Raw genomic sequence first — 12,633 nt, 5'->3', positions numbered from 1 at the left:
CGGGAGTATACCCGATTCGGCCACGCGCACGCCCCCTGGAGCCTTATGCCACGCTGCTTTTGGTGCAACGACGATCCTTTGTACATGGCCTATCACGATCAGGAGTGGGGCGTGCCGCTGCACGATGGGCAGCGTCTGTTCGAGTTGCTTTTGCTCGAAGGGTTCCAGGCCGGTTTGTCGTGGATCACCATCCTGAAGAAACGCGAGCACTATCGGAAGGTGCTGTTCGGTTTCGATGTGCACAAAGTCGCGGCCATGGGCGACGCCGATATCGAGCAACTGATGCTCGATCCCGGAATTATCCGTAATCGCTTGAAACTCAATGCCGCGCGGCGCAATGCGCAGGTCTGGCTGACGCTGGAGGACCCGGTGGCGCTGCTCTGGTCCTTTGTCGGCGGGGTGCAGAAGATCAATCATTTCCAGGTGCGCGGCGAGGTCCCGGCCGCCACGCCCGAGGCCGAGGCCATGAGCAAGGCGCTGAAGAAACTCGGCTTCAAATTTGTCGGCCCGACCATCTGCTACGCCTTCATGCAGGCCTCGGGCATGGTCATGGACCACACCACCGATTGTGATCGCTACGCCACATTGGCCGCACCACGGTTACAATAGTCGGCTGATAACAAGCTCGATCACGACAGGAGTGGCCTGTGGACAAGTTTAAAGGCGCCATGCTGGTGGGGGCGTTGCGGTTGTTTGCCCTGCTGCCCTGGTGCGCTGTGCAACGGGTGGGTGCGGCCATCGGCTGGCTGATGTGGAAGCTGCCCAATCGTTCCCGCGACGTGGTGCGGATCAACCTGGCGAAATGTTTTCCGGAGCTCGACCCGGTGGCCCGCGAGCAGTTGGTCGGTCGCAGCCTGATGGGCATCGGCAAGTCCTTTACCGAAAGCGCCTGTGCCTGGATCTGGCCGGCCCATCGCTCGATGGAGCGGGTCCGTGAAGTCGAAGGCCTGGACATCCTCAAGGAGGCCCTGGCCTCGGGCAAGGGCGTGGTCGGCATCACCAGCCACCTGGGCAACTGGGAAGTGCTCAATCACTTCTATTGCAGCCAGTGCAAGCCGATCATTTTCTACCGTCCGCCCAAGCTCAAGGCGGTGGACGAACTGTTGCGCAAGCAGCGGGTGCAGTTGGGCAACCGGGTGGCCGCCTCCACCAAGGAAGGCATCCTCAGCGTGATCAAGGAAGTGCGCAAAGGTGGTGCGGTGGGCATTCCCGCTGACCCGGAACCGGCCGAATCCGCCGGGGTATTCGTGCCTTTCCTTGGCACCACGGCGCTGACCAGCAAGTTCGTGCCCAATATGCTTGCCGGCGGCAAGGCGGTGGGGGTGTTCCTCCACGCGCTGCGCTTGCCTGACGGTTCGGGTTTCAAGGTGATCCTCGAAGCTGCGCCCGAAGCCATGTACAGCACCGATACAGAGACCTCCGTGGCCGCCATGAGCCAGGTGGTGGCGCGTTATGTGCGGGCTTATCCGGACCAGTACATGTGGAGCATGAAGCGCTTTCGCCGACGTCCGGCGGGTGAGAAGCGCTGGTATTGAAACAGGATTGGCATGATCTGTGGATAAGTCAGCGACGGGGATTTATCCACAGATGTATTTTCAGGACGCAGTAGATGTCCAATAACAAGAATTCTCTACGCATCAAGATCCAACACCCCAGCATCGGCGAGTGCCTGGGGCACACGCGCAATCTATCCAGTAAAGGTGTGTATGTGACGCACCCGAGCTTGTCGCGCCTGACCACCGGCGCGGTGGTCTATGGCCAGGTGCAGGGTCTGCCCGCAGTGGCGCCGCGGATTCGGATGGAAGTGGTCCGGGTCGACGCCGACGGCATCGGCCTGCGCTTTATTGATCTTTGAGCGCGGCTTTTTCGAGCTTTTTCAGAAACACCGTCATTTCCTTTTCCGCCTGCTTGTCGCCATGGGCGCGGGCAGCTTCCAGTCCCTGTTCCCACGCTTCTCTGGCGGCGGCATTGTCGCCCGCGGCCTGATGCGCCTTGCCCAGCAGTTTCCAGGCGGCGGAGTATTTCGGGTCGAAACCGACGCAGCGTTGCAGGTGTTCGGCGGCCTTGGTGTTTTCCCCGAGGTCCAGGTAACCCTTGCCGAGGCCGAAGCGCAGCAGCGAGTTATCCACACCCTTGGCGAGCATTTTTTCCAGTGATTCGAGCATGGTGATCCTCGGTATGGGTCAGAAAAAGCTCAGGCCGACATGAAACAGCTTTTCCACATCGCGGATCTGTTTTTTATCCACAAGGAACAGGATGACATGGTCGCCCGCCTGGATCACCGTGGCATCGTGGGCGATCAGCACCTCTTCGTCGCGAATGATCGCGCCAATGGTCGCCCCCGGCGGCAAGGCGATATCGGCGATGGCCCGGCCCACCACCTTGCTCGACTTCGCATCGCCATGGGCAATCGCCTCGATGGCTTCCGCCGCCCCGCGCCTGAGTGAGTGCACGCTGACGATATCGCCCCGGCGCACATGGGCCAGTAACGTGCCGATGGTCGCCAGTTGCGGGCTGATGGCGATATCGATCTCGCCGCCCTGGACCAGGTCGACATAGGCCGGGTTGTTGATCAGGGTCATGACCTTCTTCGCCCCCAGACGCTTGGCCAGCAGCGACGACATGATGTTGGCTTCATCGTCGTTGGTCAGGGCCAGGAACACATCGGTGTCGGCAATGTTCTCTTCCAGCAGCAGGTCGCGGTCCGAGGCGCTGCCTTGCAGCACCACGGTGCTGTCCAGGCTGTCCGAGAGGTGGCGGCAACGGGCCGGGTTTTTCTCGATGATCTTGACCTGGTAACGGCTTTCGATGGCTTCGGCCAGCCGTTCGCCGATCTGCCCGCCGCCAGCGATAACAATGCGCTTGTAGCGCTCGTCGAGACGGCGCATTTCGCCCATCACGGCGCGGATATGGGCCTTGGCGGCGATGAAAAACACTTCGTCGTCGGCTTCGATCACCGTGTCGCCACGGGGCATGATCGGCCGGTCGCGGCGGAAGATCGCCGCCACCCGGGTGTCGACGTTGGGCATGCGTTCGCGCAACTGGCGAAGTTGTTGCCCCACCAGCGGCCCGCCGTAGTAGGCCTTGACCGCAACCAACTGGGCCTTGCCTTCGGCGAAGTCGATCACCTGCAAGGCCCCCGGGTGTTCGATCAGGCGCTTGATGTAGTGGGTGACCACCTGCTCCGGGCTGATCAGCACATCCACCGGAATCGCGTCGTTGTCGAACAGCCCGGCGCGGGTCAGGTAGGCCGCCTCGCGGACCCGGGCGATCTTGGTCGGGGTGTGGAACAGGGTGTGGGCGACCTGGCAGGCGACCATATTGGTTTCGTCGCTGTTGGTCACCGCCACCAGCATGTCGGCGTCATCCGCGCCGGCCTGGCGCAGGATGGTCGGAAACGAGGCGCGGCCCTGCACGGTGCGGATGTCCAGGCGGTCGCCGAGGTCGCGCAGGCGCTCGCCGTCGGTGTCGACCACGGTGATGTCGTTGGCTTCGCTGGCCAGGTGTTCGGCCAGGGTGCCGCCGACCTGGCCGGCACCGAGGATGATGATTTTCATCGGGTCGCTCCGTTGTCCCGGCTCAGCCGCGCGCGGCGGCGATCTTGATCAGCTTGGCGTAGTAGAAACCGTCGTGTCCGCCTTGCTGGGCCAGCAACTGGCGACCGTGGGGCTGCTTGAGGCCGAAGTCCCCGGCGATATCCAGTTCACGGGCACCGGAGGTGCGGGCGAGAAACGCCTCGATCACTTCGGTGTTCTCGGTCGGCAGGGTCGAGCAGGTGGCGTAGAGCAGGATGCCGCCGACTTCCAGGGTCGTCCACATCGCGTCCAGCAGCTCGCCTTGCAAGGCGGCCAGGGCGGCGATGTCGTCGGGTTGGCGGGTCAGCTTGATGTCCGGATGGCGGCGGATCACGCCGGTGGCCGAGCACGGGGCATCCAGCAGGATGCGCTGGAACGGCTTGCCGTCCCACCAGGTGGCGACATCACGGCCGTCGGCGGCGATCAGTTCGGCGTCCAGGCCGAGGCGCGCGAGGTTCTCGCGTACCCGCACCAGGCGCTTGGCCTCCAGGTCCACGGCGAGCACGCCGGCCAGTTGTGGCTGGACTTCGAGGATATGGCAGGTCTTGCCGCCGGGGGCGCAGCAGGCGTCGAGCACCCGTTGGCCGGGGGCCAGGTCCAGCAGGTCGGCGGCCAGTTGCGCGGCTTCGTCCTGGACGCTGATCCAGCCTTCATTGAAGCCGGGCAGGTTGCGTACGTCACAGGCCTCTTCCAGCACGATGCCGTCCGGGCTGTAGACGCACGCGTGGGCGATGACCCCGGCGTCGCCCAGCAGCTTGAGGTAGGCATCGCGCGAGTGATGGCGGCGATTGACCCGCAGGATCATCGGCGGATGGGCGTTGTTCGCCGCGCAGATGGCTTCCCAGTGTTCGGGCCAGAAGGCCTTGAGGGATTTTTGCAGCCAGCGCGGGTGGGCGGTACGGACCACCGGGTCATGTTCCAGCTCGGCGAGCAGCGCCTCGCCTTCCCGCTGGGCGCGGCGCAGCACGGCATTGATCAAGGCCTTGGCCCAGGGCTTTTTCAGCTTTTCGGCGCAACCGACGGTTTCGCCGATGGCGGCGTGGGCCGGAACGCGGGTGTAGAGCAGTTGATAGAGGCCGACCAGCAGCAGGGCTTCGACGTCGGCGTCGGCGGCCTTGAAGGGTTTTTGCAGCAGCTTGGCCGCCAGCGCCGAGAGGCGTGGCTGCCAGCGCGCGGTGCCGAACGCCAGGTCCTGGGTCAGGCCGCGATCACGGGCCTCGACCTTGTCCAGTTGCAGCGGCAACGAGCTGTTGAGCGAGGCCTTGCCGTTGAGGACGGCGGTGAGTGCCTTGGCGGCGGCCAGACGCGGGTTCATTGGCCGAGCACCGTACCGAGGGCGAACTTCTCGCGGCGGCTGTTGAACAGGTCGCTGAAGTTCAGCGCCTTGCCGCCGGGCAGTTGCAGGCGGGTCAGGCACAGGGCACCGGTGCCGGTGGCGACGATCAGGCCGTCCTTGCTGGCGGCGAGGATTTCACCCGGCGCGCCCTGGCCTTCGGCGACGCTGGCGGCGAGGACTTTCAGGGCTTCGCCACTGAGGGTGCTGTGGCTGATCGGCCAGGGGTTGAAGGCGCGGATCAGTCGCTCCAGCTCCACCGCCGGACGATTCCAGTCGATGCGCGCCTCGTCCTTGTTCAGCTTGTGGGCGTAGGTGGCAAGGCTGTCGTCCTGGACTTCACCTTCGAGGGTCCCGGCGGCGAGACCGGCGATGGCCTGGAGCACGGCGGGCGGGCCGAGTTCGGCCAGGCGGTCGTGCAAGGTGCCGCCGGTGTCTTCGGCGCTGATCGGGGTGACGCTCTTGAGCAGCATCGGCCCGGTGTCGAGCCCGGCTTCCATGCGCATCACGGTTACGCCGCTTTCGCTATCGCCGGCTTCCACGGCGCGCTGGATCGGCGCGGCACCGCGCCAGCGCGGCAACAGCGAGGCGTGGCTGTTGATGCAGCCCAGGCGCGGGATATCCAGCACCACCTGCGGCAGGATCAGGCCGTAGGCGACCACCACCAGCAGGTCCGGCTTGAGCGCTGCCAGTTCGGCCTGGGCTTCGGCATTGCGCAGGGTCGGCGGTTGCAGGACGACAATGCCGTGCTCCAGGGCGAGTTGCTTGACCGGGCTTGGCATCAGCTTTTGCCCACGGCCCGCCGGACGATCCGGCTGGGTGTAGACCGCAACGATCTCGTAAGGGCTGTCGAGCAGGGCCTTGAGGTGTTCGGCGGCGAATTCGGGGGTGCCGGCGAAGACGATGCGCAGTGGCTCAGACATAAAAAGGACTCGCTTGGATACTGTAGGAGCGAGCTTGCTCGCGAGGGTGGCCGGGGCAGCGCGGGGTATCAGGTACCCCGCGTTATCGTTGACGTCCATCGCGAGCGAGCTCGCTCCTACAGGAGATACAGGAAGGGGCGGATCAGGCGTTCTGGCGATGGAGCTTTTCCAGTTTCTTCTTGATCCGGTCGCGCTTGAGCGTAGACAGGTAATCGACGAACAGCTTGCCGTTCAGGTGATCGCACTCATGCTGGATGCACACCGCCAGCAGGCCCTCGGCTTCCAGCTCGAACGGCTTGCCGTCGCGGTCCAGGGCCTTGACCCGCAGTTGGGTCGGGCGATCGACGTTCTCATAGAAACCCGGCACCGACAGGCAGCCTTCCTGGTACTGGTCGACGTCGGTGGTCAGGGTTTCGAACTCGGGGTTGATGAACACCCGGGGTTCGCTACGATCTTCACTCAGGTCCATGACCACGATGCGCTGGTGCACATTGACCTGGGTCGCCGCCAGGCCGATGCCCGGGGCTTCATACATTGTTTCAAACATGTCATCGATCAGCTGCCGCACCTGGTCGTCCACCACGGCCACGGGTTTGGCGATGGTGCGCAGGCGCGGGTCTGGAAATTCGAGGATGTTTAAAATGGCCATAGGCGTATTTGCTGCACTTGTGAGGTAAAGTCAGAGACGGTTGCCGAAATGTCCCGGTGGGATCGGCTACCGTTGTAAAACGTTCTCCTTGGGAGCGAGCCGCGGGGGCTCTGGCGTTTCACGCGAAGGCACATAATAAAGGGATTCACTGCATGAGGAAAACACTACTCGCCCTGTTGCTGGCTGTTACCGGCGTCGTGCAGGCGCAAGTGCAACTCAAGGACGGTTATCCACAGCGCTATACGGTGGTGCGCGGTGACACACTTTGGGACATTTCCGGCAAGTTTCTCAGTGAGCCGTGGAAGTGGCCGGAAATCTGGCACGCGAATCCCCAGGTGGCGAATCCGGACCTGATCTACCCCGGCGATACGCTGACGCTGCAATTCGTCGACGGTCAGCCACGATTGGTCGTGGATCGCGGTGTGTCGCGGGGGACCGTGAAACTGTCGCCGCAGGTGCGCCGCTCGCCGGTGGCCGAGGCGATTCCGAGCATTCCGCTGGAAAAGATCAATGCGTTCCTGTTGAGCAACCGCATTGTCGACAGCCCCAATGACTTCCAGAAAGCCCCGTATATCCTGGCCGGCAACAATGAGCGGGTGCTCAGCGGCATGGGCGACCGGATCTACGCCCGTGGCGTGTTCGACCCGGCGCACTCGGTGTATGGCCTGTTCCGCCAGGGCAAGGTCTATACCGACGCGCAGACCAAGGAGTTCCTGGGGATCAACGCCGACGACGTCGGCACCGGCGAGCTGGTGGCGACCGAAGGCGATATCGGCACCCTGAACCTGCGCCGCACCACCCAGGAAGTTCGCCTGGGGGACCGCCTGTTCGTCAGCGAAGAGCGCCCGGTCAATTCGACGTTCATGCCCAGCGCGCCGCAAGCGCAGATCCGCGGCACGATCATAGATGTGCCACGGGGTGTTACACAGATCGGCGTCATGGACGTGGTCACGATCGATAAAGGTCGACGCGATGGCCTGGTCGAAGGCAACGTTCTAGCGGTGATGAAGACCGGCGAGACCGTGCACGACCAGGTCACCGGGCAGCGGGTGAAGGTCCCCGACGAGCGTTCGGGCCTGCTGATGGTGTTCCGCACCTACGAAAAGCTCAGCTATGGTTTAGTACTCACTGCCACGCGGTCCCTGACAGTCATGGACAAGGTGCGCAACCCGTAGCGCCGGACGATAACGCAGGGCCGATTCCGTTAGCAGGCTAAACAGGTTACCCACAGAGTTATCCACAGCTTGTTCCAGCTGTTCCAGGACCGCCACAGATCAAGGATGATCCGATGTCGTTGTCCAACTGTACCTCCCTGTCCCCGGCGGAGCTGGAAGCCCGCCTGCGTCTGCATCGTCTGCCGGAACTCGGTCCGCGGCGCTTTCGAACCCTGATTCAAGCCTTCGGTTCGGCCTCGGCGGCCCTCGGTGCACCCGCCGCTGCCTGGCGTGCGCTGGGCTTGCCGGCGGCCTGTGCCGAGGCGCGCCGCAGTCCTGAAGTGCGGGACGCTGCCAGCGCTGGATTGCGCTGGCTAGAGCGCCCGGCTTGTCATCTGGTGATGTGGGACCAGGCCGATTACCCCGCCCTTCTCGCCGAACTGGACGACGCCCCGCCGCTGCTGTTCGTGGCCGGCGATCCTGTCATTCTGGAACAACCGCAGTTGGCGTTGGTTGGCAGTCGGCGTGCTTCCAAGCCGGGCATGGATACGGCGGCGGCCTTTTCCCGGAGCCTGGCCGGTGCCGGTTTTGTCATCACCAGCGGGCTGGCGCTGGGGATCGACGGGGCGGCCCATCAGGCGGCCCTGGACGTCGGCGGGCGAACGATCGGCGTACTCGGCACCGGTCTGGAAAATCTTTATCCACAGCGTCATCGGCGGTTGGCGGAAGCGATGATTGCCCATGGCAGCGCCGTGGTTTCCGAGTTGCCACTGGAGGCGCCGCCCCATCCGAGCAACTTCCCCCGGCGCAATCGGATTATCAGCGGCTTGTCCCTGGGGGTGCTGGTGGTGGAGGCCAGTGTCGCCAGCGGCTCGCTGATCACCGCCCGGCTGGCGGCGGAACAGGGGCGCGAGGTGTATGCGATTCCCGGCTCGATCCATCACCCCGGTGCCAAGGGCTGTCATCAGTTGATCCGCGACGGTGCGGTACTGGTGGAAACCGTCGAACATATCCTCGAACCCCTGCGCGGTTGGCAACGAGTGACCGCCAGCGCGATTCCCGCCGTGCCCGAGCATCCGCTGCTAGGCTTGCTGCATGCCGCACCGCAAAGCAGTGAGGCCCTGGCCAACGCCTGTGGCTGGGCATTACCGCGAGTCTTGGCGGCGCTGACCGAACTGGAGCTTGAAGGCCGGGTTGCCAATGAAAACGGACGCTGGTTAGCTCGCGCGAGGTAGGTTTACCTGAGTAAACTGCGAGCAGCTTTGAATCCGGAGAACGAGTAATGGTCAAGAGTTGGCGTGTGCAAGAAGCCGCACGAGAAATTCGCGCAGGAGCGGTGATTGCCTATCCAACCGAGGCGGTCTGGGGTTTGGGTTGCGATCCCTGGAACGAAGAGGCGGTGGACCGCTTGCTGGCGATCAAGAATCGTTCGGTGGACAAGGGTTTGATCCTGATCGCCGACAATATCCGCCAGTTCGATTTTCTCTTCGAGGATTTCCCGGAAGACTGGATCGACCGCATGGCCAGTACCTGGCCGGGGCCCAATACCTGGCTGGTGCCGCATCAGGACTTGCTGCCGGAGTGGGTCACCGGTGTGCATGACACCGTGGCCCTGCGGGTCAGCGATCATCCGTTGGTACGGGATCTGTGTTCGTTGGTGGGGCCGCTGATTTCCACTTCGGCCAATCCCCAGGGTCGGCCGGCGGCGCGCACGCGGATTCGCGTGGAGCAGTATTTCCGGGGGCAGATCGACCTGGTGCTGGGCGGTAACCTGGGCGGGCGCAAGAACCCGAGCCTGATCCGCGACCTGGCGACCGGCAAGGTGGTGCGTCCGGCGTAAGTTCGGCCCGACAAGCACAGCTCCCACAAGGGGACCGCGTTATCGTTCATCGCCAGCAAGCTGGCTCCTACAGGGACGGTGTCGATCACAAAAAGGTGCCACGACACAAATACTGTAGGAGCTGAGCTAGCTTGCTGGCGAACCGCTGCGTCAGCAGCGGCCATCCACCCCGATCAAGGCAAAAGCACCGTCGACCCGGTAGTCCGCCGTGCCGCCAGTTCGGTGTGGGCCTTGGCCGCTTCCGCCAGGCTGTACCGCGCGCCGATCTCGATCTTCAGCTTGCCGCTGGTGATCATCCCGAACAGATCCTTCGCCATGATCTGCAGGTTTTCCGCGTTGTTGGCGTAGGTCGCCAGTGTCGGCCGGGTCACATACAGCGAGCCCTTGGCCGCCAGAATCCCCAGATTGACCCCATCCACCGCGCCCGAGGCATTGCCGAAGCTGACCATCAGCCCACGGGGCGCCAGGCTGTCCAGCGAAGTCAGCCAGGTGTCCTTGCCCACGCCGTCATACACCACCGGCACTTTCTTGCCATCGGTCAGTTCCAGCACCCGCTTGGCCACATCTTCATGGCTGTAGTCGATGGTTTCCCAGGCGCCGAGGGACTTGGCCAACGCCGCCTTTTCCGGCGAACTGACGGTACCGATCAGCTTCACGCCCAGGGCCTTGGCCCACTGGCAGGCAAGCAAGCCGACACCGCCGGCCGCCGCATGGAACAGCACGGTTTCACCGCCCTTCAACTCATAGGTCTGGCGCAACAGGTACTGCACCGTCAGGCCCTTGAGCATCACCGCGGCGGCCTGTTCGAAGCTGATGCTGTCCGGCAGATGGACCAGGTTGGCTTCCGGCAGCACATGCACTTCGCTGTAGGCGCCCAGTGGACCGCTGCCATAGGCCACGCGATCACCGACCTTGAACTGGCTGACCTCGCTGCCGACCGCCTCGACCACGCCCGCCCCCTCCGCCCCCAGGCCCGACGGCATGGCTGGTGGTGCATACAGCCCGCTACGCAGATAGGTGTCGATAAAGTTCAGGCCGATGGCGTGGTTGCGTACCCGCACCTGCTGCGGGCCCGGCTCGGCGGGGGTGTAGTCGACATACTCAAGGACTTCCGGGCCGCCATGGGCGCGAAACAGGATACGTTTGGCCATCTTTCTCTCCTTGGACATTTCACAAAGGGGCGCCGTGCAGCGCGATGCAAGGGCCCTATCGGACTCCTTCGCTTGACCTTCGTCAACTGCGATGAGTACAAACGCGGTGCTATGCTACGCGCCTCTTTGCTACCGGCCGTCCGATGTGCCGAGTAGCTTTGCCCGATCAAGGTGAAGCCATGACTACCCGCACCGAGGCCGTGAAAGCCTATCTGCTCGACCTGCAAGACCGTATCTGTGCCGCCCTGGAGGCCGAAGACGGTGGCGCGCGTTTCGTCGAAGACGCCTGGACCCGCCCCGCCGGTGGTGGCGGTCGGACCCGGGTGATCGGCAACGGCCAGGTCATCGAGAAAGGCGGCGTGAACTTCTCCCACGTTTTCGGCAACGGCCTGCCGCCGTCGGCCAGTGCCCATCGGCCGGAACTGGCCGGGCGTGGCTTCGAGGCCCTGGGCGTGTCCCTGGTGATTCACCCGCATAACCCCCACGTGCCGACGTCCCACGCCAATGTGCGGTTTTTCATCGCCGAAAAAGAAGGTGAAGAGCCGGTCTGGTGGTTCGGAGGTGGTTTCGACCTGACGCCCTACTACGGCAATGAAGAAGACTGCGTGCACTGGCACCGGGTGGCCGAGCGCGCCTGTGCGCCGTTTGGCGCCGATGTCTACCCACGTTACAAGGCCTGGTGCGACAGCTATTTCCACATCAAGCACCGCAACGAGCCGCGCGGTATCGGCGGCCTGTTCTTCGATGACCTGAACGAGTGGGACTTCGACACCAGCTTTGCCTTCATGCGGGCGATCGGCGACGCCTATATCGAGGCTTACCTGCCGATTGTGCAGCGGCGCAAGGCCCAGGCCTGGACCGAACAGCAGCGCGAGTTCCAGGAGTTCCGTCGTGGTCGTTACGTGGAGTTCAACCTGGTGTACGACCGCGGTACGTTGTTCGGCCTGCAATCGGGTGGTCGCACCGAATCGATCCTGATGTCGTTGCCGCCGCAAGTGCGCTGGGGCTACGACTGGAAGGCCGAGCCGGGCAGTGAAGAGGCGCGGTTGACCGAATACTTCCTGCAGGACCGCGACTGGCTGGCGGAGGGTGCTGTCTGATGGATCGTTATGTCGTCTTCGGCAACCCCATCGGCCACAGCAAGTCGCCGTTGATTCACCGTCTGTTCGCCGAGCAGACCGCCCAGCAGTTGGTCTACAGCAGCCTGCTGGCGCCCCTTGACGATTTTTCCGGCTGTGCCCGAGCGTTTTTCCAGGCAGGACGCGGGGCCAATGTGACGGTGCCGTTCAAGGAAGAGGCCTATCGCCTGGCCAACAGCCTGACGGCCCGGGCGCAGCGGGCCGGGGCGGTGAATACCCTGAGCAAGCTGGCTGATGGCAGTTTGTTGGGCGATAACACCGACGGCGCCGGGCTGGTGCGCGATCTGACGGTGAATGCCGGATTCAGCCTGAAGGGCAAGCGTATCCTGCTGCTGGGTGCCGGTGGTGCGGTACGTGGGGCGCTGGAACCGTTGCTGGCGGAGCAGCCGGCTTCGGTGATCATCGCCAATCGGACCGTCGAGAAGGCCGAGTTGCTGGCCGAGCTGTTCGCCGACCTGGGGCCGGTGTCCGCCAGTGGGTTTGACTGGCTGCGGGAGCCGGTGGACCTGATCATCAACGCCACTTCAGCGAGCCTGTCGGGGGATGTGCCGCCGATTGCGCCGAGCCTGATCGAGCCGGGCAAGACCTTCTGCTACGACATGATGTACAGCAAGGAGCCGACGGCGTTCTGTCGCTGGGCGAGCGAGCATGGCGCGGCGGTGTCGATGGATGGCCTGGGCATGTTGGCGGAGCAGGCGGCGGAAGCTTTCCTGCTGTGGCGCGGCGTGCGCCCTGATACCGCGCCGGTGCTGGCGGAATTGCGGCGGTTGCTGGCTTTGTAGGAGGCCCTTGAGTCTTGTGTCGTTTGTCAGGGCCTCTTCGCGGGCAAGCCCTGCTCCTACAGGTTGATGGCGTGCGCAGAATTTCTG

The 12,633-nt window shown here is 63.9% G+C and carries 14 protein-coding genes; 8 read left to right on the top strand and 6 right to left on the bottom strand.

Features of this window, described 5'->3' with window-relative positions; translation table 11 throughout:
- Window positions 1-45 precede the first annotated feature (45 nt).
- The 3 genes from HX830_RS28200 (at window position 46) to HX830_RS28190 (ending at window position 1,855) form a co-directional block, all read left to right on the top strand.
- Complete coding sequence (locus tag HX830_RS28200; protein WP_177103962.1) at window positions 46-609, top strand: DNA-3-methyladenine glycosylase I; 564 nt, start codon at window positions 46-48, stop codon at window positions 607-609.
- 38 nt (window positions 610-647) lie between these two features.
- Window positions 648-1,535, top strand: coding sequence for a lysophospholipid acyltransferase (locus tag HX830_RS28195; protein ID WP_177103960.1), 888 nt, complete (start codon window positions 648-650; stop codon window positions 1,533-1,535).
- Between the two features lie 74 nt (window positions 1,536-1,609).
- A complete protein-coding gene (locus HX830_RS28190) occupies window positions 1,610-1,855 on the top strand; it encodes a PilZ domain-containing protein (protein WP_100939945.1) in 246 nt (81 codons plus the stop codon).
- On the opposite strand, the gene HX830_RS28185 is transcribed toward HX830_RS28190, so the two are convergent.
- The 5 genes from HX830_RS28185 to def form a co-directional block, all read right to left on the bottom strand.
- Entirely contained in the window at window positions 1,842-2,165 is a 324-nt protein-coding gene (locus HX830_RS28185; protein WP_103497192.1) for a tetratricopeptide repeat protein, read from the bottom strand. The two genes, HX830_RS28190 and HX830_RS28185, sit on opposite strands and share 14 nt — an antisense overlap.
- An 18-nt stretch (window positions 2,166-2,183) precedes the next feature.
- Window positions 2,184-3,557, bottom strand: coding sequence for a Trk system potassium transporter TrkA (trkA, locus tag HX830_RS28180; RefSeq protein ID WP_103497193.1), 1,374 nt, complete (start codon window positions 3,555-3,557; stop codon window positions 2,184-2,186).
- Window positions 3,558-3,579: 22 nt separating this feature from the next.
- Window positions 3,580-4,890, bottom strand: a complete 1,311-nt coding sequence (gene rsmB / locus HX830_RS28175; RefSeq protein WP_177103958.1) for a 16S rRNA (cytosine(967)-C(5))-methyltransferase RsmB — start codon at window positions 4,888-4,890, stop codon at window positions 3,580-3,582.
- Window positions 4,887-5,831, bottom strand: coding sequence for a methionyl-tRNA formyltransferase (gene fmt / locus HX830_RS28170; RefSeq protein WP_177103957.1), 945 nt, complete (start codon window positions 5,829-5,831; stop codon window positions 4,887-4,889). Before fmt ends, rsmB begins: the two co-directional genes overlap by 4 nt.
- A 142-nt stretch (window positions 5,832-5,973) precedes the next feature.
- A complete protein-coding gene (gene def, locus HX830_RS28165) occupies window positions 5,974-6,480 on the bottom strand; it encodes a peptide deformylase (RefSeq protein ID WP_103497196.1) in 507 nt (168 codons plus the stop codon).
- 152 nt (window positions 6,481-6,632) lie between these two features.
- On the opposite strand from def, the gene HX830_RS28160 reads away from it, so the two are divergent.
- From HX830_RS28160 to HX830_RS28150, 3 genes are all read left to right on the top strand, one after another.
- The gene (locus tag HX830_RS28160; RefSeq protein WP_103497197.1) at window positions 6,633-7,655 is read left to right on the top strand and encodes a LysM peptidoglycan-binding domain-containing protein; all 1,023 of its coding nucleotides are present in this window, start codon (window positions 6,633-6,635) and stop codon (window positions 7,653-7,655) included.
- A gap of 113 nt (window positions 7,656-7,768) precedes the next feature.
- Window positions 7,769-8,869, top strand: coding sequence for a DNA-processing protein DprA (gene dprA, locus HX830_RS28155; RefSeq protein WP_177103955.1), 1,101 nt, complete (start codon window positions 7,769-7,771; stop codon window positions 8,867-8,869).
- 47 nt (window positions 8,870-8,916) lie between these two features.
- Window positions 8,917-9,474, top strand: coding sequence for an L-threonylcarbamoyladenylate synthase (locus HX830_RS28150; protein ID WP_103497199.1), 558 nt, complete (start codon window positions 8,917-8,919; stop codon window positions 9,472-9,474).
- A 173-nt stretch (window positions 9,475-9,647) separates the two neighbouring features.
- On the opposite strand, the gene HX830_RS28145 is transcribed toward HX830_RS28150, so the two are convergent.
- Window positions 9,648-10,625 carry a quinone oxidoreductase family protein gene (locus tag HX830_RS28145; protein ID WP_177103948.1) on the bottom strand — a complete coding sequence of 326 codons (978 nt, stop codon included), beginning with the start codon at window positions 10,623-10,625 and terminating at the stop codon, window positions 9,648-9,650.
- 179 nt (window positions 10,626-10,804) lie between these two features.
- Here HX830_RS28145 and hemF point away from each other — a divergent pair, with 179 nt between their 5' ends.
- Together hemF and aroE are read left to right on the top strand one after the other, a co-directional pair.
- Window positions 10,805-11,725, top strand: coding sequence for an oxygen-dependent coproporphyrinogen oxidase (hemF, locus tag HX830_RS28140; RefSeq protein ID WP_103497201.1), 921 nt, complete (start codon window positions 10,805-10,807; stop codon window positions 11,723-11,725).
- Window positions 11,725-12,546, top strand: coding sequence for a shikimate dehydrogenase (gene aroE / locus HX830_RS28135; RefSeq protein ID WP_177103946.1), 822 nt, complete (start codon window positions 11,725-11,727; stop codon window positions 12,544-12,546). Before hemF ends, aroE begins: the two co-directional genes overlap by 1 nt.
- Window positions 12,547-12,633 lie beyond the last annotated feature (87 nt).

Source organism: Pseudomonas gingeri (genome assembly GCF_013385425.1).
In the GTDB taxonomy this organism is placed as follows: domain Bacteria; phylum Pseudomonadota; class Gammaproteobacteria; order Pseudomonadales; family Pseudomonadaceae; genus Aquipseudomonas; species Aquipseudomonas gingeri_D.
Note: the sequence above shows the minus strand (reverse complement) of the source record. Positions and strands in the feature narration are given on the sequence as shown.

Bases quoted from the DNA above. Each gene is read 5' to 3' on its own strand.
- aroE (WP_177103946.1), top strand. From the start codon at position 11,725: ATGGATCGTTATGTCGTCTTCGGCAACCCCATCGGCCACAGCAAGTCG.
- fmt (WP_177103957.1), bottom strand. From the start codon at position 5,831: ATGTCTGAGCCACTGCGCATCGTCTTCGCCGGCACCCCCGAATTCGCC.
- HX830_RS28185 (WP_103497192.1), bottom strand. From the start codon at position 2,165: ATGCTCGAATCACTGGAAAAAATGCTCGCCAAGGGTGTGGATAACTCG.
- HX830_RS28160 (WP_103497197.1), top strand. From the start codon at position 6,633: ATGAGGAAAACACTACTCGCCCTGTTGCTGGCTGTTACCGGCGTCGTG.
- dprA (WP_177103955.1), top strand. From the start codon at position 7,769: ATGTCGTTGTCCAACTGTACCTCCCTGTCCCCGGCGGAGCTGGAAGCC.
- trkA (WP_103497193.1), bottom strand. From the start codon at position 3,557: ATGAAAATCATCATCCTCGGTGCCGGCCAGGTCGGCGGCACCCTGGCC.
- HX830_RS28190 (WP_100939945.1), top strand. From the start codon at position 1,610: ATGTCCAATAACAAGAATTCTCTACGCATCAAGATCCAACACCCCAGC.
- HX830_RS28145 (WP_177103948.1), bottom strand. From the start codon at position 10,625: ATGGCCAAACGTATCCTGTTTCGCGCCCATGGCGGCCCGGAAGTCCTT.
- def (WP_103497196.1), bottom strand. From the start codon at position 6,480: ATGGCCATTTTAAACATCCTCGAATTTCCAGACCCGCGCCTGCGCACC.
- HX830_RS28200 (WP_177103962.1), top strand. From the start codon at position 46: ATGCCACGCTGCTTTTGGTGCAACGACGATCCTTTGTACATGGCCTAT.
- rsmB (WP_177103958.1), bottom strand. From the start codon at position 4,890: ATGAACCCGCGTCTGGCCGCCGCCAAGGCACTCACCGCCGTCCTCAAC.
- hemF (WP_103497201.1), top strand. From the start codon at position 10,805: ATGACTACCCGCACCGAGGCCGTGAAAGCCTATCTGCTCGACCTGCAA.
- HX830_RS28150 (WP_103497199.1), top strand. From the start codon at position 8,917: ATGGTCAAGAGTTGGCGTGTGCAAGAAGCCGCACGAGAAATTCGCGCA.